At 54.9% G+C, this 21,051-nt stretch carries 19 protein-coding genes and 2 pseudogenes; 13 read left to right on the top strand and 8 right to left on the bottom strand.

Annotated elements, in window-relative coordinates:
• The first annotated feature begins 167 nt into the window (after positions 1-167).
• Positions 168-1,853, top strand: coding sequence for a long-chain-fatty-acid--CoA ligase FadD (gene fadD, locus EDF82_RS07140; protein ID WP_123755502.1), 1,686 nt, complete (start codon positions 168-170; stop codon positions 1,851-1,853).
• 81 nt (positions 1,854-1,934) lie between these two features.
• Entirely contained in the window at positions 1,935-3,050 is a 1,116-nt protein-coding gene (gene rnd / locus EDF82_RS07135) for a ribonuclease D (RefSeq protein WP_199733687.1), read from the top strand.
• Between the two features lie 93 nt (positions 3,051-3,143).
• Here the strand turns inward: rnd and minE are convergent, their stop codons facing one another.
• Genes minE through minC form a run of 3 tightly spaced genes read right to left on the bottom strand, consistent with a single transcriptional unit; the run spans position 3,144 to position 4,951 of the window.
• Positions 3,144-3,413, bottom strand: a complete 270-nt coding sequence (minE, locus tag EDF82_RS07130; RefSeq protein ID WP_123754855.1) for a cell division topological specificity factor MinE — start codon at positions 3,411-3,413, stop codon at positions 3,144-3,146.
• A gap of 3 nt (positions 3,414-3,416) precedes the next feature.
• Positions 3,417-4,229: a septum site-determining protein MinD gene (gene minD, locus EDF82_RS07125; protein WP_123754854.1), complete on the bottom strand. Its 813-nt coding sequence runs from the start codon at positions 4,227-4,229 to the stop codon at positions 3,417-3,419.
• Between the two features lie 23 nt (positions 4,230-4,252).
• Entirely contained in the window at positions 4,253-4,951 is a 699-nt protein-coding gene (minC, locus tag EDF82_RS07120; protein ID WP_123754853.1) for a septum site-determining protein MinC, read from the bottom strand.
• 126 nt (positions 4,952-5,077) lie between these two features.
• Here minC and EDF82_RS07115 point away from each other — a divergent pair, with 126 nt between their 5' ends.
• The 4 genes from EDF82_RS07115 (at position 5,078) to EDF82_RS07100 (ending at position 7,202) form a co-directional block, all read left to right on the top strand.
• Complete coding sequence (locus EDF82_RS07115; protein ID WP_123754852.1) at positions 5,078-5,359, top strand: YcgL domain-containing protein; 282 nt, start codon at positions 5,078-5,080, stop codon at positions 5,357-5,359.
• A 17-nt stretch (positions 5,360-5,376) separates the two neighbouring features.
• Entirely contained in the window at positions 5,377-6,036 is a 660-nt protein-coding gene (locus tag EDF82_RS07110) for a fumarylacetoacetate hydrolase family protein (RefSeq protein WP_123754851.1), read from the top strand.
• Between the two features lie 95 nt (positions 6,037-6,131).
• The gene (locus EDF82_RS07105) at positions 6,132-6,578 is read left to right on the top strand and encodes a YcgN family cysteine cluster protein (RefSeq protein ID WP_123754850.1); all 447 of its coding nucleotides are present in this window, start codon (positions 6,132-6,134) and stop codon (positions 6,576-6,578) included.
• A 108-nt stretch (positions 6,579-6,686) separates the two neighbouring features.
• On the top strand, positions 6,687-7,202 hold the full coding sequence (locus EDF82_RS07100; RefSeq protein WP_123754849.1) for a DUF4823 domain-containing protein: 516 nt from the start codon (positions 6,687-6,689) through the stop codon (positions 7,200-7,202).
• A 250-nt stretch (positions 7,203-7,452) separates the two neighbouring features.
• Here the strand turns inward: EDF82_RS07100 and EDF82_RS07095 are convergent, their stop codons facing one another.
• From EDF82_RS07095 to nhaB, 3 genes are all read right to left on the bottom strand, one after another.
• Complete coding sequence (locus EDF82_RS07095) at positions 7,453-7,800, bottom strand: DUF6694 family lipoprotein (RefSeq protein ID WP_123754848.1); 348 nt, start codon at positions 7,798-7,800, stop codon at positions 7,453-7,455.
• Positions 7,801-8,015: 215 nt separating this feature from the next.
• Positions 8,016-8,546 (bottom strand): disulfide bond formation protein DsbB, encoded by a 531-nt coding sequence (gene dsbB / locus EDF82_RS07090; protein ID WP_123754847.1) that lies wholly within the window; start codon positions 8,544-8,546, stop codon positions 8,016-8,018.
• Positions 8,547-8,679: 133 nt separating this feature from the next.
• Positions 8,680-10,230, bottom strand: a complete 1,551-nt coding sequence (gene nhaB, locus EDF82_RS07085; protein ID WP_123754846.1) for a sodium/proton antiporter NhaB — start codon at positions 10,228-10,230, stop codon at positions 8,680-8,682.
• Positions 10,231-10,469: 239 nt separating this feature from the next.
• Here nhaB and fadR point away from each other — a divergent pair, with 239 nt between their 5' ends.
• Positions 10,470-11,189, top strand: coding sequence for a fatty acid metabolism transcriptional regulator FadR (gene fadR / locus EDF82_RS07080; protein WP_123754845.1), 720 nt, complete (start codon positions 10,470-10,472; stop codon positions 11,187-11,189).
• A gap of 70 nt (positions 11,190-11,259) precedes the next feature.
• On the opposite strand, the gene EDF82_RS07075 is transcribed toward fadR, so the two are convergent.
• Positions 11,260-12,792 carry a SpoVR family protein gene (locus EDF82_RS07075; RefSeq protein ID WP_123754844.1) on the bottom strand — a complete coding sequence of 511 codons (1,533 nt, stop codon included), beginning with the start codon at positions 12,790-12,792 and terminating at the stop codon, positions 11,260-11,262.
• A 321-nt stretch (positions 12,793-13,113) separates the two neighbouring features.
• Here EDF82_RS07075 and EDF82_RS07070 point away from each other — a divergent pair, with 321 nt between their 5' ends.
• From EDF82_RS07070 to EDF82_RS25635, 6 genes and pseudogenes are all read left to right on the top strand, one after another.
• Positions 13,114-14,412: a D-amino acid dehydrogenase gene (locus tag EDF82_RS07070; protein WP_123754843.1), complete on the top strand. Its 1,299-nt coding sequence runs from the start codon at positions 13,114-13,116 to the stop codon at positions 14,410-14,412.
• A gap of 9 nt (positions 14,413-14,421) precedes the next feature.
• Positions 14,422-15,492, top strand: coding sequence for a catabolic alanine racemase DadX (gene dadX, locus EDF82_RS07065; RefSeq protein ID WP_123754842.1), 1,071 nt, complete (start codon positions 14,422-14,424; stop codon positions 15,490-15,492).
• Between the two features lie 211 nt (positions 15,493-15,703).
• A complete protein-coding gene (locus EDF82_RS07060) occupies positions 15,704-17,194 on the top strand; it encodes a carboxylesterase (RefSeq protein ID WP_154144838.1) in 1,491 nt (496 codons plus the stop codon).
• 125 nt (positions 17,195-17,319) lie between these two features.
• Positions 17,320-17,874, top strand: a pseudogene (pagP, locus tag EDF82_RS07055) (lipid IV(A) palmitoyltransferase PagP); the annotation flags it as partial.
• Positions 17,875-18,197: 323 nt separating this feature from the next.
• Positions 18,198-18,797, top strand: coding sequence for a hypothetical protein (locus EDF82_RS25270; RefSeq protein WP_174508068.1), 600 nt, complete (start codon positions 18,198-18,200; stop codon positions 18,795-18,797).
• Positions 18,798-18,931: 134 nt separating this feature from the next.
• A pseudogene (locus EDF82_RS25635) lies at positions 18,932-19,174 on the top strand (type II toxin-antitoxin system YafO family toxin); the annotation flags it as partial.
• A gap of 106 nt (positions 19,175-19,280) precedes the next feature.
• Here EDF82_RS25635 and EDF82_RS07040 read toward each other — a convergent pair.
• Positions 19,281-21,014 (bottom strand): potassium/proton antiporter, encoded by a 1,734-nt coding sequence (locus tag EDF82_RS07040; RefSeq protein WP_123754840.1) that lies wholly within the window; start codon positions 21,012-21,014, stop codon positions 19,281-19,283.
• Positions 21,015-21,051 lie beyond the last annotated feature (37 nt).

The raw sequence follows: 21,051 nt of genomic DNA, 5'->3' as shown, positions 1-21,051 counted from the left end.
GCTGTTTCGCTATTTCTGGCCTGATAAGAAAAATAAATAGTGACGCGCTTCGCAACCTGTAAAACGCCTAATTAATAAACTGGTACGCTGAGTTAATATAATGTTAACAGAATGTTTGTTGATCAGGGGCTGTGATGACGACGAATAACTATTTCAGAGGTGATGCAGTGAAAAAGGTTTGGCTAAACCGTTATCCCGCCGATGTTCCGGCGGAGATAAATCCTGACCGCTACCAATCCCTGGTTGAATTGTTTGAACACGGCACCGCGCGCTACGCCGACCAACCGGCGTTTATCAATATGGGCGAGGTGATGACCTACCGTAAGCTGGAAGAGCGCAGTCGGGCCTTCGCCGCTTACCTTCAGCAGGGGCTGGGGCTGCAAAAGGGCGACCGCGTCGCGCTGATGATGCCAAACCTGCTGCAATACCCGATTGCGCTGTTCGGTATCCTGCGTGCCGGGATGATCGTAGTGAACGTTAACCCGCTGTATACCCCGCGCGAGCTAGAGCATCAGCTGAATGACAGCGGCGCAGCGGCGATTGTGATCGTCTCCAACTTTGCGCATACCCTGGAAAAAGTGGTTGATAAAACCCAGGTGAAGCATGTGATCCTGACCCGCATGGGCGATCAGCTCTCGACGGCGAAAGGCACGCTGGTCAATTTCGTGGTCAAGTACATCAAACGGCTGGTGCCGAAGTATCACCTGCCAGATGCTATCTCGTTCCGCAGTGCCTTGCATAACGGCTACCGGATGCAATACATCAAGCCGGAAATTGTCTCTGAGGATCTGGCGTTCCTGCAGTACACCGGCGGCACCACCGGGGTGGCCAAAGGGGCGATGCTGACCCACCGCAACATGCTGGCCAACCTTGAACAGGTCAATGCGACCTACGGCCCGCTGCTGCACCGGGGCAAAGAGTTTGTCGTCACCGCGCTGCCGCTGTACCACATCTTTGCGCTGACCATGAACTGCCTGCTGTTCATTGAGCTTGGCGGGCAGAACCTGCTGATTACCAACCCACGTGATATTCCGGGGCTGGTGAAGGAGCTGGCGAAGTATCCGTTCACCGCGATGACCGGGGTAAATACGCTGTTCAACGCCTTGCTGAATAACAAAGAGTTTCAGCAGCTTGATTTCTCCTCGCTGCACCTGTCTGCCGGCGGCGGAATGCCGGTACAGCAGGTAGTTGCCGAACGCTGGGTTAAACTCACCGGGCAGTATCTGCTGGAGGGCTACGGCCTGACCGAGTGCGCGCCGCTGGTCAGCGTGAACCCGCATGATATTGACTATCACAGCGGGAGCATCGGCTTGCCGGTACCGTCGACCGAAGCCAAACTGGTGGACGATGACGACAACGAAGTGCCGCTGGGTATGCCTGGCGAACTGTGCGTGAAGGGGCCGCAGGTGATGCTGGGCTACTGGCAGCGTCCGGACGCCACCGACGAGATTATCAAAGACGGCTGGCTGCACACCGGCGACATTGCGGTAATGGATGATGAAGGCTTTATGCGCATTGTCGACCGTAAAAAAGACATGATTCTGGTCTCCGGCTTCAACGTTTACCCGAACGAAATTGAAGAGGTGGTGATGCAGCACTCCGGGGTTCAGGAAGTGGCTGCCGTCGGCGTACCGTCAGGAAGCAGCGGCGAAGCGGTGAAGATTTTCGTAGTCAAAAAAGACGCGACGCTGACCGAAGAGGCGCTGGTGACGTTCTGTCGCCGCCATCTGACAGGCTATAAAGTCCCGAAACTGGTTGAATTTCGTGATGAGCTGCCAAAATCCAATGTTGGAAAAATTTTACGGCGAGAACTGCGTGACGAAGCGCGCGCTAAAGTAGACAATAAAGCCTAAGGTATACACGAGTCGCCAGACGCCGGCCAAGCCGGCGTTTTTTATGGGCGCAAGTTAAGAGAGCATGATGTGAACTATCAGATGATCACCACCGACGATGAGCTGCGCGCCATCTGTGAAGCGGCTAGCGCGGCCCCGGCGATTGCGCTGGATACCGAATTTGTCCGTACCCGCACCTACTACCCGCAACTGGGCCTGCTCCAGCTGTTCGACGGCGAACAGGTTTCCCTGATCGACCCGTTGACCATCACCGACTGGGCGCCGATGCGCGAGCTATTGCTGAATCAGCAGGTCAGCAAATTCCTGCACGCGGGTAGTGAAGATCTGGAAGTGTTCCTTAACACCTTTAATCTGATGCCGCAGCCGTTGATTGATACCCAGATTCTGGCAGCCTTTTGCGGTCGTCCGATGTCCTGGGGATTTGCCTCGATGGTTGAGGAGTACTCGGGCGTGGCGCTGGATAAGAGCGAATCACGGACCGACTGGCTGGCGCGCCCGCTGACTTCACGTCAGTGCGACTATGCCGCCGCGGATGTCTGGTACCTGCTGCCTATCGCCAGCAAACTGATGGCGGAAACCGAAGCCGCAGGCTGGCTGGACGCCGCGCTGGACGAATGCCGTCTGATGCAGCAGCGCCGCCAGGAAGTGCAGGACCCGGCGCAGGCGTGGCGCGATATCGGCAACGCCTGGCAGTTACGCACCCGTCAGCTTGGCTGTCTGCAGCTGCTGGCAGAGTGGCGTTTACGCAAGGCGCGCGATCGCGATATGGCGGTGAATTTTGTCGTTCGCGAAGAGCATCTGTGGAACGTTGCCCGCTACATGCCGGGGAGCCTCGGCGAGCTGGACAGCCTTGGGCTTTCCGGCAGCGAAATTCGCTTCCATGGTAAAACGCTGATTAGCCTGGTAGAGAAAGCGCAGCAGCTACCGGAATCGGCGCTGCCGGAGCCGCTGCAAAACCTGATTGATATGCCGGGCTACCGCAAAGTCTTTAAAGAGATTAAAGCGCTGGTGCAGGAAGTGAGCACTGAGACGGGGCTGAGTGCGGAGCTGCTGGCCTCCAGACGGCAGATTAACCAGTTGCTGAACTGGCACTGGCAGCTGAAGAGTGGGGCGACCTTGCCTGAACTGATTTCCGGCTGGCGTAGCGATCTGATGGCCGATCGTCTGAAAGCGCTGCTGAGCGAATACCCGCGCTAAACGCTATCTAAGCCACAGCAAATAGCCCGGATGCGTTATCCGGGCTATTTTCAAACTGGCCCGATAGCGCAAGGCTACCGGGTGGATCCAGCGTCAGGGTTTCGACTCTTCCGGTTCTGGTAAAGTCACGTTCAGCTCCAGAATCGAAATATCACCATCCCGTTGTTCCAGCTGGACGCTAACCATTTCCGGGTCAATCTGCACATACTTACAGATCACTTCCAGAATATCTTTGCGTAACTGCGGCAGATAGTGTGGTTCAGCATCGCCGCGACGACGCTCGGCGACGATGATTTGCAGGCGCTCTTTCGCAATATTGGCCGTGTTCTTTTTCCGCGAGAGAAAAAAGTCGAGTAATGCCATAATTTATCCTCCGAACAGGCGTTTGAGGAAACCTTTCTTCTCTTCTTCAATGAAGCGGAAAGGACGTTCTTCTCCGAGCAGACGTTCAACCGTATCGGCATAGGCCTTACCTGCGTCTGACGTATCATCCAGAATCACCGGCTCACCCTGGTTTGAGGCGCGCAGCACGGACTGATCTTCCGGAATCACGCCTACCAGATTGATGCGCAGAATTTCCAGAACGTCTTCCATGCTCAGCATGTCGCCTTTATTGACGCGACCTGGGTTATAGCGAGTCAGCAGCAGGTGTTCTTTGATCGGCTCTTCGCCATTTTCCGCACGACGGGATTTTGACGCGAGAATGCCGAGAATACGGTCGGAGTCACGAACGGAGGAGACTTCCGGGTTAGTGGTGATGATGGCTTCATCGGCAAAGTAGAGCGCCATCAGGGCACCGGTTTCGATGCCTGCTGGTGAATCGCAGACCACGAAATCAAAATTCATTTTTTTCAGTTCTTCGAGAACCTTATCTACGCCTTCGCGGGTCAACGCATCTTTATCACGCGTCTGGGAAGCAGGGAGGATGTAGAGATTCTCGGTGCGTTTATCTTTGATTAACGCCTGGTTCAGGGTCGCATCGCCCTGAATTACGTTGACGAAGTCATACACCACACGACGCTCGCAGCCCATAATCAGGTCGAGATTACGCAGGCCGATATCGAAGTCGATAACGACGGTCTTCTTTCCCTTCTGAGCCAAACCAGTAGCGATGGCCGCGCTGGAGGTGGTCTTGCCAACGCCCCCTTTACCCGAAGTCACAACAATAATGCGTGCCATAGAAATTCCTTGTTAAAAAGGGACTAACTCAATGGTTGAATAGTCAAAGCGCTGTCGCCTAAACGCAGGCGCGCCGCTTTGCCATAAAATTCGGCCGGGATGTTATCGCTCAGCCAGTATTCCCCCGCGATGGACACCAGCTCCGCCGTGAGGTTTGAACAAAATATTTGTGCTTCTCTATCGCCACTCGCGCCCGCAAGCGCACGTCCTCGCATCATGCCATATACATGGATATTACCGTCGGCAATAAGTTCCGCACCGGCACTCACATGGTTTGTAACAATCAGATCACAGTTTGGTGCATAAATGCGCTGACCGGAACGTACCGGCAGGTCAATTAAACGCGTTTTTGTGATCGGAGTAACAACTGGCGCTGGCGCAACCGGCTCAGGCGGCGCCTGACGGGGCATTTTCTCTTTCCCTTCCGTTAGTAAGGGAATGCCGGTGCGGTCGATTTCCGTTTTCAGCCGAGGGATTTTGCATCCACTCACGCCCATAATCCGTAAACCGGTGCTCGCGATAGCTTCATGCATGACACGCCAGTCAATGTCGCTTTCGACATTGCTGATGTTCACCACCACGGGGGCATGACGTAAAAAAGCGGGAGCCTGGGCGATTTTGTCTTCTAACGCCTGACGAATAATCTCGGGATTTGCATCGTGCAAATGAACGACAGATAAGGTGAAGCTACTGCCCTTAAGTTCGATTGGCGTATTTGACATCCTGGCCTTACTCAATTTGCTGTTTATCACTCGCCGAAGTGCGGTGATATTCCGAAGACTAAAAGGCATGTTATAGTCACTGTTATATTGAGGCAAGTGACCACGGGTCTAATTCCGAGTAAAACTATGTTTTGTGTGATCTATCGAAGTGCCAAACGCGATCAAACCTATTTATATGTCGAAAAAAAGGACGATTTCTCTCGCGTTCCTGCTGAACTGCTTTCGAGCTTCGGTACGCCGCAACTGACCATGCTGTTACCGCTTGACGGGCGTAAGCAGCTCGTCGGCGCTGACCTGGAAAAAGTCAAACAGGCGCTAACCGATCAGGGCTATTATCTGCAACTTCCTCCTCCGACTGAAAATCTACTGAAGAAACACCTGGCGGAACAGGGGAATAAATCTGATTAACCCACTGAGGGGAAATAATGTACCAACATCATAACTGGCAGGGAGCATTACTGGATTATCCGGTAAGCAAAGTGGTTTGTGTGGGCAGTAACTATGCCAACCACATCAAGGAAATGGGCAGTGTCATGCCGGAAGAACCGGTGCTGTTTATTAAACCTGAGACGGCGCTATGCGATATCCGTCAGCCGCTGGTGCTCCCTGAAGGTTTGGGTTCGGTGCACCATGAAGTGGAACTGGCGGTGCTGATTGGCGGTACGCTTCGCCAGGCAACGGACGATCACGTGCTGAAGGCGATCGCCGGCTACGGCGTCGCGCTGGATCTGACGCTGCGCGACCTGCAGGGCAAAATGAAAAAAGCGGGTCAGCCGTGGGAAAAGGCCAAGGGCTTTGATAACTCTTGTCCGGTTTCTGGTTTTATCCCCGCGGCGGAGTTTCACGCCGACCCGCAAAATACGGCATTGAGTCTGAAAGTGAACGGCGAGATTCGCCAGCAGGGGACCACGGCGGATATGATTCATAAAATCGTGCCGCTGATCGCCTACATGTCGCGTTTCTTTACCCTGAAGGCCGGAGACATCATCCTGACCGGGACGCCAGAAGGCGTTGGCCCGCTCAGCAACGGTGATGAACTGGAAGTGGGTTTCAACGGGCTTACGCTCTCTACCCGCGTGCTGTAACGTCCTCTTGCCGCCTTCACGGGCGGCAAAACTTGCATCAGTGTGCCAGACTGGTTATAAGGTGCACCCTGAATTGCAATGACGGACATCCCCCTATGAGCGAACAACCTTTCTGGCAGCACAAGACACTTGATGAAATGACCGACGCGGAGTGGGAATCTCTGTGTGACGGCTGCGGACAGTGCTGCCTGCATAAGCTGATGGATGAGGATACCGATGAAATATATTTCACCAACGTTGCCTGCCGTCAGTTAAATATCAAAACCTGCCAGTGTCGCAACTATGAGCGACGCTTCGAGTATGAACCCGACTGCATCAAGCTGACACGCGATAACCTGCCGACGTTCGAATGGCTGCCGCCGACCTGCGCCTACCGCCTGCTGGCTGAAGGGAAACCGCTGCCGCACTGGCACCCGCTGCTAAGCGGCTCCAAAGCAGCGATGCATGGCGAGCGGATCTCGGTGCGGCACATTGCGGTGAAAGAAGAGACCGTGCGCGACTGGCAGGACCATATCCTGAATAAGCCAGACTGGGCGCAGTGATATCCCCCCAGTTTTCATGACATAACCCCGCTAACATGCGGGGTTTTTGTTTTGTCATACATATCCGGATGGTAAACTGCTGCCAGATATAATCACTGGAAATGTAAAATGAAGAAAATCCTTCTCCTGGCTTTGGGTGGGCTGCTGCTCAGCGGGTGTTCGGCAAAATATCAATCGGCAGAAGTGACCAAAAGTACGGAGCTGCTGATGAAAAATAAACCCGTCGTTATTGCACAACCTGAAAACGGTGTTTATCAGACCACGGTCTATAACGGCTCCGGGGCGACATCAGCGCAGGCCGTCCTCGCCGCGTTTTCACACTACACCGATAATGCGTCCGTGGTGCCGGTGTGCTCAACCCTGAGCTGCCTGAAAGAAAAACACACGCTCACCGAAGGTTATTACGTGGTCCCGCAGATCCTTCATTGGGAGGATCGGGCCACCGAATGGTCGGGTATTCCGGACCGCATGGAATTAAAAATCACGGTCTATAATTCCGCAACAGACCACGTGGTTGCCTCGTCGATTTTAAGCGGCAAAAGTAAATGGGCGACCTTCGGCGGCGATCATCCTCAGGATCTGCTGCCTCAGCCGGTGAATAACTACATCGCAAGTTTGTATTAACAGACAAAATGGTCGTTCTGGCGTGTTCAATAACACCGCCAGAACGACGGCAACCGGCAGGCAAAAAACGCCCCATCAGGAGTCAGCTGTTCCCTCATTAATTAAAGCCCACAAACCCTGGCCATATGATGAAAGAAAACGGGTCTACATACCGGATTCCTTCGTTGTATGTGTTTTTATTAACTATTATATATATAAATGATTAAGTGATGGATATTACCCTAAATTATAGGATGGCTAATTTCATCAATTATTGAATGGAATCCATATTCGCTTTTGCCTTTGCCTCTTCAGCTTTCATCGCTGCGGCTTCTTTAATCACTTCATCCGCGGTTTTTCCATGGATTAATTTGCGAAAGCGATCTTCAAGTTCAAGATTGGACGGCCGGTTGCTGCCCATCACAAATGCAGCACTTATTTGTTGTTCAACAATAGTGCTCATTGCACTGGTAAACTCAGTGCGCTTTGCATCAGGGAGTGACTGCTGAATTTTTGCCATTGAGGTTTGCAGTGTTTCTTGTGTCGAGGCATCCAGCGTGAGATCGCCACAGCCAGTTAAAAACAGGGCTAATATACCCACGGCTAATAATTTTTTCATATTTAACCTTCCTTGGTTATTAATAATCATCCTAAATATAAAACAATACCCATCACTTAATTATTTATATAAATAAAAGTAATAAAAGCGCGTAGAAGGATAACAAAAAAATCAGGTGTGTAGATCTTTTTCTTTTATTGCGAGGCCCACGGTTGCGGGCCTCGATTTATTAAGTGAACAGCCTGACTCCTGATGGAGTATTTTATTTCACCGGCTTAGCGGCCGAAGAGATCGCGTTTTTTCGGTTTAAAAGGCTGAGCAATCAGGACCAGTACGCCTACGATCAGGTAGGCGGCGAAGATCCCCACCAGCCACTGCGGCATCTCGAGGGTCAGAAACTCCCACTGACGAACGGAGCAGTCACCGCTGGCGACGAACATCTGCGGTATCCACTTATCCAGCGGCAGCCACGTCGGGAAGCGGGCGGCGAAATCACAGGTCTGGAACGGGGAAGGGTGCAACTGGATCATAGTGTGCTCCCATGCCAGTTGCAGGCCCCGCAGCGCGCTGTACAGCCAGATAACCAACGCCACATAACGCAGCGGCGTTTTCGGTGCGATAGCACCGACAATCCCGGCGCCCATAATGCCCAACAGCGCGCAGCGTTCATAAATACACATTACGCAAGGTTGCAGCAACATCACGTGCTGGAACCACAACGCGACTAGCTCAAGAACGAACGCGGTTAACGCCATCAGGAGCCAGGCTCCGCGTCCTCTTGAGCACTGGTTTAAATATCGCAACATATGTCATTTCCCTGGAACATGCTAAATCATGGCAGTGTAAACGAAAACCGAACCGACGCCAGCAGCTAGCCCGAAATTAATACGAAAAGAATCGTAGCCATTTGTCTCAATGCGGCAAATGGCCTGTCGGGTCTTAAGGAAGTACCGGCGTGACGATCCACTGGTGATCGAGCATCCACTGGGTCACCGGCATCAGGGTGAATTCAACACACAGCAGCCCCACCAGCGTCATCACAACGGTGTAAGGCAGCGCCATCCACACCATCCGGCCATAGGAGAGGCGAATCAGCGGCGCCAGGGCGGAGGTCAGCAGGAACAGAAATGCTGCCTGACCATTCGGCGTCGCCACCGAAGGCAGGTTGGTGCCGGTATTAATCGCCACCGCCAGCAGTTCAAACTGCGGCAGGCTGATCACGCCGTGCTGCAGCGCGGTTTTGGCTTCGTTGATGTACACCGTCCCGACGAAGACGTTATCGGAAATGGACGACAGCAGGCCGTTGAACAGGTAGAACAGCGACAGCTGGGCGTGAGGCGACGCCTGAAGGACAAACTGAATCACCGGCGTAAAGAGATGCTGGTCGATAATCACCGCCACCACCGCGAAAAATACGGTCAGCAGGGCGGTGAACGGCAGCGCCTCGGTAAAGGCTTTGCCAATGGCGTGCTCATCGGTGACGCCGGTCAGGCTGGTTGCCAGAATGATCACCGACAGCCCTACCAGGCCCACTTCCGCCAGGTGCATCGCCAGAGCAAACACCAGCCAGATACCGATAATCCCTTGGGCAATCAGGCGCAGGCGGTCCTGGCGAGTGCGTTGCTGGGTGCTGCGATCGTCAAAATCTTGCAGCACCTTACGCACCGCCGGCGGCAGCGGCTCGCCGTAGCCGAACAGCTTCCATTTTTCCAGCAGCAGACAGGTCAGCAGGCCGCAGATCATCACCGGCAGCGTCACCGGGGACATGCGTAAAAAGAACTCGCCGAAGTGCCAGCCTGCCGCTTTGGCAATAATCAGGTTTTGCGGCTCGCCGACCATGGTCATCACGCCGCCCAGGGCGGTACCGACGCCGGCATGCATCATCAGGCTGCGCAGAAAACCTCGGAACTGCTCCAGCACGTCGCGATAGTGCTGGTCGATATGGCTGTCGTCCAGCATATCGTTATCATCCGGACGCGCGGAGGCCACGCGATGGTAGATGCCATAGAAGCCGACCGCGACGCTTATCACCACCGCCACGACGGTTAACGCATCAAGGAAAGCGGAGAGGAAAGCCGCCGCCAGACAAAACGCCAGCGACAGCAGCATCTTGCTCCGAATGCCTAGCAGCAAACGGGTAAAGATAAACAGCAGCAGCTGCTTCATGAAGTAGATACCCGCCACCATAAACATCAGCAGCAGCAGCACCTCAAGGTTACTGGCGATCTCGTCCCGGATATGTTCGGGGCTGGTCATGCCGATAAACACGGCTTCAATCGCCAGCAGGCCGCCCGGCAGCAGCGGGTAGCACTTCAGCGCCATCGCGAGGGTGAAGATAAACTCAACCACCAGCATCCACCCGGCAATGAAAGGGTCGAAATAAAAGGCCAGCGGGTTGATGAGTAAAACGATCAGTAACGTTAGTTTATACCAGTCCGGTGACTGGCCAAGAAAATTGCGCCATAGTGCGCGGCCGTACGATATTTCCACGACAGATATCCTTCCCGTCAATTTAATGACATGATTTTGCACGTAACTATGTGCAAGATTACCAGTTGAGCAAAATGAGAAGCAACTTTCTTCGCCTCGCGTTGTGGGAATGCATTCTGTGACGGAAAGCGGAAAATGAAACAGCGAACCCTTTTTAATTACCTCGCGGCGCTATCTGCTCTATAACGGCTCTGGTATGATGAGTAGAATTTGCAACGCTGTGTAATGGAAATCTAACTATGGTCATTAAGGCGCAAAGCCCTGCGGGTTTCGCGGAAGAGTACATTATTGAGAGTATCTGGAATAATCGTTTCCCCCCAGGCACCATCCTCCCTGCTGAACGTGAACTTTCTGAACTGATCGGTGTAACCCGCACGACCTTACGCGAAGTGTTGCAGCGTCTGGCCCGTGACGGCTGGTTAACCATCCAGCACGGTAAGCCGACGAAGGTGAACAATTTCTGGGAAACGTCCGGGCTGAATATCCTCGAAACTCTGGCGCGTCTTGATCATGACAGCGTTCCGCAGCTGATTGATAATCTGCTGTCGGTGCGAACCAACATCTCCACCATTTTCATCCGTACCGCCTTCCGCCAGCATCCTGAAGATGCGCTGAAAGTGCTCGCCAGCGCGCGTGAGGTCGAAGACCACGCTGACGCGTTTGCAGACCTGGACTACAACATTTTCCGCGGCCTGGCGTTTGCCTCTGGCAACCCGATCTACGGCCTGATCATCAACGGGATGAAAGGCCTGTATACCCGCATCGGCCGCCACTATTTTGCCAACCCGGAAGCCCGCAGCCTGGCGCTCGGTTTCTACCACCAGTTGACAAAAGTGTGTGAAGAAGGACAGCACGAGCAGGTTTACGAAATCGTCCGTCGCTACGGGCATGACAGCGGCGAAATCTGGCATCGGATGCAGAAAACCATGCCGGGCGATCTCGTGATCGGCATGCGCTAACTGTCGCAGATTCCAGAATGATAACGCCCGGCGATGAACCGGGCGTTTTTGTTTGTTGCGTTAGCGCCTGTTACAGCGAATTCGGGCGCGGCGGGCTACGTTCCAGCAGTTCGATGCTGCCATCGGCATTTTGTTGCTCCAGCAGGATATCGAACCCCCACAGGCGATGAACGTGCTTGAGCACTTCCCGACGCCCCTTATCCAGCGGCGCGCGGTTATGCGGCACGTAGCGCAGCGTCAGGGAACGATCGCCACGCAGATCGACGCTCCAGACCTGAATATTTGGCTCCAGGTTACTGAGGTTGTACTGGGCGGACAGCTTCGACCGAATCTCCCGATATCCCTCCTCGTTGTGGATCGCGGAAATCTCCAGATAGTTGTTATGATCGTCATCCAGCACCGTAAAGAAGCGGAAATCACGCATAATTTTCGGTGACAGGAACTGACTGATAAAACTCTCATCTTTAAAATCGCGCATCGCAAAATGCAGCGTTTCCAGCCAGTCGGAACCGGCAATGTCCGGGAACCAGTAGCGGTCCTCTTCGGTCGGAGACTGGCAGATGCGTTTAATATCCTGGAACATGGCGAAGCCAAGCGCATACGGGTTAATCCCGTTATACCACTGGCTGTTATAGGGCGGCTGGAACACCACGTTGGTGTGGCTGTGTAGGAACTCCAGCATAAAGCGCTCGGTCACTTTCCCCTCATCATACAGATGGTTGAGGATGGTGTAGTGCCAGAAGGTCGCCCAGCCTTCGTTCATCACCTGGGTCTGCTTCTGCGGATAAAAATACTGGCTGACCTTACGCACAATACGCAGGATTTCACGCTGCCACGGCTCCAGCAACGGCGCGTTCTTCTCCATAAAGTACAGCAGGTTTTCCTGCGGCTCTGACGGGTAGCGACGGGCGGATTCGATGGTCTTCTCTTCTTCGCGCTTCGGCAGGGTTCGCCACAGCATATTCACCTGACTCTGCAGATACTCTTCCCGGCTTTTCTGCCGCGCTTTCTCCTCCTGCAACGAGATTTTCTGCGGACGTTTGTAGCGATCGACGCCGTAGTTCATCAGGGCATGGCAGGAGTCGAGCAGCTTCTCGACCTCATCGACGCCATAGCGCTCTTCGCAGTCGGTAATGTATTTGCGGGCAAAAATCAGGTAGTCAATGATGGAGCTGGCGTCGGTCCAGCTGCGGAACAGATAGTTATTTTTGAAGAAGGAGTTATGCCCGTAGCAGGCATGGGCCATCACCAGCGCCTGCATGGTAATGGTGTTCTCCTCCATCAGATAGGCGATGCAGGGGTTTGAGTTGATGACAATCTCATAGGCCAGGCCCTGCTGACCGTGCTTATAGGCCTGTTCGGTTTCGATAAATTTCTTGCCGAACGACCAGTGCGGGTAGTTGATGGGCATGCCGACGCTGGAGTAGGCGTCCATCATCTGCTCGGAGGTAATGACTTCGATTTGGTGTGGATAGGTGTCGAGACGATACAGCTTCGCTACCCGGTCAACCTCGGCAAGGTAGGTTTCCAGCAGTTCAAAAGTCCAGTCGGGTCCATCGCTTAAACGAGTGGTGTCCCTGTTCATGGAATCAATCGTAGCCATTAGCGCGCCCTCGTTGTAGGTGGCCCTCTCTGTACGGAGAGCCTCCCAATAAGCATAGAACACGGCATGACAAACTGCGCCTGCGGACAATTTCTTTTCTTCGCGATTTAGCAATCTTAAAGGCCTGATTGCGGCTTATTTGCAGAATATTATTCTGAGTAAAAATGAAGTGCAGCAGGAGATAGTAAATCCATAGTGGCAGGGCTGGTGCGGTGTGCTGTGAGATAAGTCACCATAAATAAAGCGTATGTTGAATAATATTTTCAACTGAGTTATCAATTTGTAATCAGATGATTGTTCTTTAACTATTACGGAGTCGCTATGCGAGTCGTCATACTGGGAAGTGGGGTCGTTGGAGTAGCGAGTGCCTGGTATTTAAGCCAGGCGGGACACGAGGTGACGGTCATTGAACGCCAGCCAGGTGCGGCGGAAGAGACCAGCGCCGCCAATGCCGGGCAAATTTCTCCAGGCTATGCGGCACCGTGGGCAGCACCTGGCGTGCCGCTGAAGGCCATCAAATGGATGTTCCAGCGCCACGCGCCGCTGGCGATTGGCCTCGACGGTACGCAGTTCCAGCTGAAATGGATGTGGCAGATGCTGCGCAACTGCGATACCCGCCATTATATGGAGAACAAAGGGCGAATGGTGCGTCTGGCAGAGTACAGCCGTGACTGCCTGAAAGCGCTGCGCGAAACGACCGGTATCCAGTATGAAGGTCGTCAGGGCGGCACCCTGCAGCTGTTCCGTACCGAAAAACAGTATGAAAACGCCACCCGCGATATCGCGGTGCTGGAAGAGGCCGGGGTGCCGTATCAGCTGCTGGAGGCGAAACGCCTGCTGGAAGTCGAACCGGCGCTGGCGGAAGTGAGCCACAAGCTTACCGGCGGCCTGCGTCTGCCGAATGATGAAACCGGCGACTGTCAGCTGTTTACCACCCGGCTGGCAGCCATGGCGGAGCAGGCGGGCGTTACGTTCCGCTTTAATACTTCGGTTGATGCGCTGCTGTACGAAGGCGAGCAGATCGCCGGGGTAAAATGCGGCGATGAAATTATCAAAGGCGACGCCTACGTGATGGCCTTTGGCTCTTACTCCACCGCGATGCTGAAGGGGCTGGTGGATATTCCGGTCTATCCGCTGAAGGGGTATTCCCTGACGATTCCGATCGCCGAGGAAGACGGGGCGCCAGTTTCGACTATCCTCGATGAGACATACAAAATCGCGATTACCCGCTTTGACCAACGCATCCGCGTCGGGGGCATGGCGGAAATCGTCGGTTTTAATAAAGAGCTGCTGAAACCGCGGCGTGAAACGCTGGAGATGGTCGTGCGCGACCTGTTCCCGCGCGGCGGTCACGTCGAGCAGGCGACCTTCTGGACCGGGCTGCGCCCAATGACCCCAGACGGTACACCGGTCGTCGGGCGCACGCCGTATAAGAATTTATGGCTGAATACCGGGCATGGCACCCTGGGCTGGACCATGGCCTGCGGTTCCGGGCAGCTGCTCAGTGATTTGATTTCCGGCCGCACGCCGGCCATTCCGTATGATGACCTTGCCGTTGCGCGTTACAGCCCTGGTTTCGTCCCGGCACGCGCGCAGCACCTGCACGGTGTGCATAACTAAGGAGTCTTCATGTCCCGTCCCGTACTGGCCAGCATTGATGTGTCGGCCTTGCGACAGAATTTGCAGATTGTCCGGCGAGCGGCTCCTACCTCGCGCCTGTGGGCGGTGGTGAAAGCCAACGCCTATGGTCACGGGCTGTCGCGCGTGTGGAGCGCGCTCAGCGGTGCCGATGGTTTTGCGATGCTCAACCTCGAAGAGGCGATCCTGCTGCGTGAGCATGGCTGGAAAGGGCCGATTCTGATGCTGGAAGGGTTCTTCCACGCCGATGAACTGGCGCTGTTTGATAAGTACCGTCTGACCACCAGCGTTCACAGCAACTGGCAAATCAAGGCGCTTCAGCAGGCGAAGCTGCACGCGCCGCTGGATATCTACGTCAAGGTGAACAGCGGCATGAATCGCCTCGGCTTTATGCCGGACCGCATCCATATCGTCTGGCAGCAGCTGCGGGCGCTGGGTAACGTCAGCGAAATGACGCTGATGTCGCATTTTGCCGATGCGGAAAATCCGCAGGGGATTGTTGAGCCGATGCGGCGCATCGAACAGGCAGCGGAGGGGCTGGACTGCCCGCGTTCGCTGTCCAACTCCGCGGCGACCTTGTGGCATCCGGAAGCTCATTTCGACTGGGTCAGACCGGGGATTGTGCTGTATGGCGCGTCTCCGTCCGGGCAGTGGCAGGACGTAGCCAACAGCGGCCTCAAGCCGGTGATGACCCTCAGCAGCGAAATCATTGCCGTGCAGAACCTGAAGGCGGGCGACGCGGTGGGTTACGGCGGTATCTACCGGGCCTCCGGCGAGCAGCGCATCGGGATTGTGGCCTGCGGTTATGCCGACGGCTATCCGCGCCTGGCGCCGGACAACACGCCGGTGCTGGTGGACGGCGTGCGCACCACCACGGTGGGGCGGATTTCGATGGATATGCTGGCGGTGGATCTTACGCCCTGCCCGCAGGCCGGTATCGGCGCGCCGGTGGAGTTGTGGGGCAAAGAGATTAAAATTGACGATGTCGCCAGCGCCTGCGGCACCGTCGGCTACGAGTTAATGTGCGCGCTGGCCCCTCGCGTGCCGGTAGTGACAGGGTAACTTCCCCTAAGACGGCGCCTCCGTCGAACGTATATACCCAAGCAACTTGAAGGATGAAGGGTATAAGCCAGAATTTCAACCGGTTGCTGACATTCTGGCTTTTCCATTACTCCAGCCAAAAAAACAACTCATCAGGCCCGCCAACTGGCAAGAATGCCCATGACATGACTACAATGCACGTGCAAACAGCGTCGATTATGGGATAGCAATAATGAGTTTTGCCCGATATCTCAATAAAGCGGGTCTGACAGTGGCCTCGCTAATCAAAAAGATGGCGATTGGCCTGCTTATCATGGTGATCGTTTTTTTTGCCGGGCGAATTTACGAGACGCAGCGGGGGCCGGCACTGCATCCGTGGCATACCTGGTCCGCTGATGAAATGTCCGCCGCTGAGATTGATCGCACCACCTTCGCGGGGTATCAGGCGCGAGAAGCGGCGATTTTTCGCGATATGAAGACCGAGCTGATGGACAGGCTTGATGATGATGATAAAACGCCGCTTAACCGCTTTTACGCCCACAGTCAGGTCTACCCGCAACAGTTTCAGCCTGACTGGAATCGCTCCTTTGTGCTGCTGCCCGAGGGGACCCCGCGCGGTGCTGCAGTGCTGCTGCATGGGCTGACGGACTCGCCCTACAGCGTGCGCTATCTGGCCGTCGCCTACCAGCAACAGGGGTTTGTTGCCGTGGTGCCGAGGCTGCCGGGGCACGGTACTGCACCAGGATCGCTGACCGCCGTAGACTGGCAGCAGTGGCTGGCGACAACCCGACTGGCGGTGCGCGAAGCTACCCGGCTGGCCGGAGGAAAAGCACCGCTGCATGTGATCGGCTATTCCAACGGCGGTGCGCTGGCGCTGAAATATGCGCTCGACGCGCTGGATGATAAAACCTTGCCTGAGCCGCAGCAGATAGTCCTGCTGTCGCCGATGATCGGGGTGACCGCCTTTGCCCGCTTTGCCGGGCTGACGGGGTTACCGGCGGTGTTTCCGGCTTTTGCGCGGGCGGCATGGCTTAACGTGGTGCCCGAGTTTAACCCTTATAAATACAACTCCTTCCCGGTGAAGGCGGCCCGGCAGTCGTGGCTATTAACCCAGGCGCTGCAGGAGCAAATCGTGCAGGACTCCCGCACGCAGCGTCTGGCGGCGCTGGCGCCGGTGCTGACGTTTCAGTCGGTGATGGACTCTACGGTCAGCACCCGGGCGGTGGTGGAGTCGCTGTATCGCTATTTGCCGGATAACGGCAGCGAGCTGGTGGTATTTGATATCAACCAGGCCGCGAATTTACGCGCGCTGTTTCGACCCGCGGTCTATACCGCGCTCAGCACCCTCCTGCCGCCGGTGCCGCGGCGATACAGCACCACGGTGATCACCAATGCCTCGCCCACGACCTACGAAGCCGTCGCCCGTACTACGCCGGCAGGCGAGAACACGGAACAGGTGGTGCCGTTGAACCTGGCGTGGCCGCAGGATATGTATTCCCTTTCGCACGTGGCGGTGCCGTTCCCGATGAGCGATTCGCTGTATGGCCGCGAGCCGACGCAAAAGAATCGTTATGGCATCAGCATCGGTACTATTTCGCTGCGTGGCGAAACCACCACCCTGAGCGTCGGGCTGGATACGCTGATGCGCGTCACCTCCAACCCGTTCTTCCCATATATGATGGCGCGTATTCAGCAACATAATGCCCAGCCGTCAGCAAAATAGATCTTAGCGAACGGCCATAAGCACGGCGTATTACCAGTAATTGGGATCGGCGAAATTTGCAAAGCGTGGTTATTATTTCCAGAATAAATAACTTACCGCTGATTTTTTTCTTTAAGGAAAAACCTATGCAACAGTGTCGGCCGATCGTGTGGGGAACCCTGATGCTTTTCGCTTCTGCGGTGCAGGCTGAGGAGCCGGTTTACGGTGAAAAGCGTATCAGCGGCTGGTGGAACTGGCTGAAAAATGACGTTTCGCAAACCTGGAATCAGCCGCAAAACTATGACCTGTATCTGCCGTTTCTGAGCTGGCACAACCGCTTAACCTACGATAAAGAGAAAACGGATAACTACAATGAGATGCCCTGGGGCGGCGGCTTCGGCTTCTCTCGTTATCATGATGACGGCGACTGGAGTTCGCTGTATGCCATGATGTTTAAGGATTCGCATAACAAGTGGCAGCCGATCGTCGGCTACGGCTGGGAGAAGGGCTGGTATCTGGATAGCCAGAAGGATTTCCGCCTTGGACTCGGGGTGACCGCCGGGATCACCGCCCGTGATGATTTCGCGAATTACGTCCCTTTGCCGATTATTCTGCCGCTATTCTCCGCCAGCTACCGGCGGCTGAGCGTACAGTTCACCTATATTCCTGGTACCTACAACAACGGTAACGTCCTGGATGCTGTTCGGGACCACCGCGCTGCCGTTCCGCTACTGGGTGATCACCTTTATCATCGGATTTGTGATGTTCCTGATTGTGGAAGTGGAAAAGCCGTTAACCCGCAAATGGCGTACCGCCTGAAGCAAGGGGCCGCCGAGTCGCGTATTACCCAGCCCGCTTATGTTCAGACTGAGCGGGCTTTTTCATGATGACGCGGGGTATTGCAAAAGAGAAAAAAGGCTCCGGAGCGTATAATACTGGCAGGGCGCACGGGTTACTTGCTATGGACTTTTGTCACTGGCTATTTAATGCGCTACCATGAGACCTCATTTACCAGGTTTTAAATATGAAAAAAATGAAAAAGAGCAGAGCAGCATCTATGGCAGCGTTAATGGCGCTGTCGATGGGGCCGATCCCTGCTAATGCTGTGGGTTATCGGGATATCACGCCGCACAGCACTGAAGCGAATACCACACTGCAGTCGCTGCATGAAGAAGTGGTATATATCTCAATCAGCGAGGCAACCAGACTACTGGCTGAAATTGCGGAGCGTCAGCGTTTCCACCTGATAAACTTGCGTGCTGAATGGGAAGTAAAACAAACGCCCATTGATATGAAAAAGCAGTCCCCTCTTGTTCAGAAACATCTGGTAAAAGAGTATAAACAACGGATTACCATTGCTGCGGGTTATATCGAAGCGGTAAAAATGGCTCTTCAGGAAACCCTGGATGAAGCGCTACGAGAAGAGATAACCACGTTCGGGCGTGCAGCTGCAAAATTACGTAATACGGCAGAAGATACACTGGCGTTCATTGAACAGACTAACCCGCCCAAAAAAACGTCATCAACGCCGATTAGCGCTAGTGGGGATGATGTCAGAGCGTTAATTCATGCTGAGCATAAAGCGCTGGGACTAAATCCACCGGGCTTTGATCGGGTTTCATAATGGTGAGAGTTTCTGTTCACAAGGATGTTGAACTGCCTGAGATCGCTGCGCAATATGCGCAGGTGCTGGAGATCTGGAAGAAACACCACACACTCCCTGATTTTTTCGGCAATGAGGGGTAGTGGGAAGAGAATCGCAGGTTGTGCGATTCTTACGTTTACAAAATCCATATTCAGCTTCCCGATCAACCGGCCTGGAAGCCGCACACTCCTCAGGCAGCCAGAAAATCAAATCATTATCTCGTCTACTCGCGGCACTGGCTGGATGACGATCGCTATCAGGTTATCAGTATCATGAGTCCCGACGCCCATGAAAAAGCCAAAACCTCATTTATGACTGAGCTTGAGCGCCGGGCAGAAGAATTTCAGAACAGTTAAACAAAAGCCTCGCATCTGCGAGGCTTTTGTTTTTTCGAGGTCTTTATGTGGACCGTTGATTGATAAAATATAAATATCAAGTGATTCGGTGTTGATATGAGGCGGGTTACTCCGCCTCATCTTCTGCGACGCGGACCCCGACCTTCAGAACGTGGTCATCCTCTTTTTCCGCGACCGTCCACAGCATGCCGGCGAATTCTACCTGGTCACCGACAACCGGAGCGGCGCCGAGCAGATGCTGAACCACATCGCCCAGCGACTGCTGGCTATCGTTAAAATCATCCACGTCATCGAGACCGTAAATTTGCGCCACATCGACAAATTTGGCACTGGCATCGAGAATAAAGTCCCCGAAGAAACGCTGATCGAGCGCCACCGGCGGCGACTGGCTGAACATTTTACCCAGCGCCGGCAGGTCACGCTCGCGGCCAATCACGCACAGAATATCCCCTTCCAGCAGGCGGGTGCTGCCGGTCGGGTGCAGCAGGACATTGTCGCGGAACAGGGCGGCAATACGGGTTTCCGGCGGCATATGTAAGTCACGCAGCGCCGCGCCAACGCACCATTTGTCTGCGCTGAGCTGGTAGACGAACTGCTCCCAGGGGTTCTCCGGGTGAATATCCAACCCGACGCGGGAAATGGGCCAGCCGACCGGCGGTACCACCACTTTGGCTTTTTTGGCCGCCCAGGAGAGGGACGTCCCCTGTAACAGCAGCGACACCAGCACCACGAAGAAGGCGACATTGAAGAACAAGCGCGCGTTTTCAAGGCCGGCCATCATCGGGAAGACGGCGAGAATGATCGGCACCGCGCCGCGCAGCCCCACCCAGCTGATAAACACCCGCTCGCGCAGGTTAAACCCGCGAAACGGCAGCAGACCGGCAAACACCGACAGCGGACGGGCCACAAAAATCATCCACATGGAGAGCAGCAGCGCCGGGATGGCGATAGGCCACAGATCCGACGGGGTGAGCAGCAGCCCGAGCACCAGGAACATGGCAATCTGCGCCAGCCACGCCAGTCCGTCGAAGTTTTGCAGGATCCCATGACGGTTACGAATCGGTCGGTTCCCCAGCAGGAAGCCGCACAGATATACCGCCAGAATGCCGCTGCCGTCGAGGGTGGTGGTTACCGCAAAAATCATAATCCCGCCGCTGAGCGCCAGCAGCGGATAGAGCCCGGTCGGCAGCACGATGCGGTTTATCATCTGCAACAGCAGATAACCGCCGCCGAGGCCAATCGCAATCCCGAGGCCGAACTGCTGCACGATATGGACGGCGAACATCCAGCTCAGGCCGCTTTCATGCTGCTGAATCATCTCGATAAGCGTAATGGTCAGGAACACCGCCATCGGGTCGTTGCTGCCGGATTCGATCTCCAGGGTGGAGCCGACACGTTCGTTCAGGCCTTTGCCGCCGAGCAGCGAGAAGACCGCCGCCGCATCGGTGGAGCCGACAATCGCGCCGATCAGCAAGCCTTCGATAAGATCGAGATGGAACAGCCAGGCGGCCATCAGCCCGGTCAGGCAGGAGGTGATCAGGACGCCGACGGTCGCCAGCGAGAGCGCGGGCCAGAGGGCAACGCGAAAGGAGCTGGCCTGGGTGCGCATACCGCCGTCAAGCAGGATCACCGCCAGCGCCAGGTTACTCACCATGTACGCGAAAGGGTAATTGTCAAAAGGGATGCCGCCGATACCGTCAACCCCGGCCAGCATACCAATGGCAAGGAAGATAACCAGAATCGGGATGCCCAGGCGCGAAGAAAAGGAACTCAATAAAATGCTACAGGTTACTAATACAGAACCCAGAATAAACAGGCTAATGACCGCACCGGCGTCCAATGTTGACGTACTCCTTACTGCGTGAATTTTTTAGACA

Source organism: Klebsiella sp. BIGb0399, assembly GCF_003752615.1.
GTDB lineage: Bacteria > Pseudomonadota > Gammaproteobacteria > Enterobacterales > Enterobacteriaceae > Klebsiella > Klebsiella lignicola.
Note: the sequence above shows the minus strand (reverse complement) of the source record. Positions and strands in the feature narration are given on the sequence as shown.

Bases quoted from the DNA above. Each gene is read 5' to 3' on its own strand.
- EDF82_RS07100 (WP_123754849.1), top strand. From the start codon at position 6,687: ATGAAGAAAATCCTTCTCCTGGCTTTGGGTGGGCTGCTGCTCAGCGGG.
- EDF82_RS07075 (WP_123754844.1), bottom strand. From the start codon at position 12,792: ATGGCTACGATTGATTCCATGAACAGGGACACCACTCGTTTAAGCGAT.
- EDF82_RS07115 (WP_123754852.1), top strand. From the start codon at position 5,078: ATGTTTTGTGTGATCTATCGAAGTGCCAAACGCGATCAAACCTATTTA.
- fadR (WP_123754845.1), top strand. From the start codon at position 10,470: ATGGTCATTAAGGCGCAAAGCCCTGCGGGTTTCGCGGAAGAGTACATT.
- dsbB (WP_123754847.1), bottom strand. From the start codon at position 8,546: ATGTTGCGATATTTAAACCAGTGCTCAAGAGGACGCGGAGCCTGGCTC.
- EDF82_RS07070 (WP_123754843.1), top strand. From the start codon at position 13,114: ATGCGAGTCGTCATACTGGGAAGTGGGGTCGTTGGAGTAGCGAGTGCC.
- rnd (WP_199733687.1), top strand. From the start codon at position 1,935: ATGATCACCACCGACGATGAGCTGCGCGCCATCTGTGAAGCGGCTAGC.
- EDF82_RS07110 (WP_123754851.1), top strand. From the start codon at position 5,377: ATGTACCAACATCATAACTGGCAGGGAGCATTACTGGATTATCCGGTA.
- EDF82_RS07095 (WP_123754848.1), bottom strand. From the start codon at position 7,800: ATGAAAAAATTATTAGCCGTGGGTATATTAGCCCTGTTTTTAACTGGC.
- minC (WP_123754853.1), bottom strand. From the start codon at position 4,951: ATGTCAAATACGCCAATCGAACTTAAGGGCAGTAGCTTCACCTTATCT.
- dadX (WP_123754842.1), top strand. From the start codon at position 14,422: ATGTCCCGTCCCGTACTGGCCAGCATTGATGTGTCGGCCTTGCGACAG.
- EDF82_RS07060 (WP_154144838.1), top strand. From the start codon at position 15,704: ATGAGTTTTGCCCGATATCTCAATAAAGCGGGTCTGACAGTGGCCTCG.
- minD (WP_123754854.1), bottom strand. From the start codon at position 4,229: ATGGCACGCATTATTGTTGTGACTTCGGGTAAAGGGGGCGTTGGCAAG.
- minE (WP_123754855.1), bottom strand. From the start codon at position 3,413: ATGGCATTACTCGACTTTTTTCTCTCGCGGAAAAAGAACACGGCCAAT.
- EDF82_RS07105 (WP_123754850.1), top strand. From the start codon at position 6,132: ATGAGCGAACAACCTTTCTGGCAGCACAAGACACTTGATGAAATGACC.
- EDF82_RS25270 (WP_174508068.1), top strand. From the start codon at position 18,198: ATGAAAAAAATGAAAAAGAGCAGAGCAGCATCTATGGCAGCGTTAATG.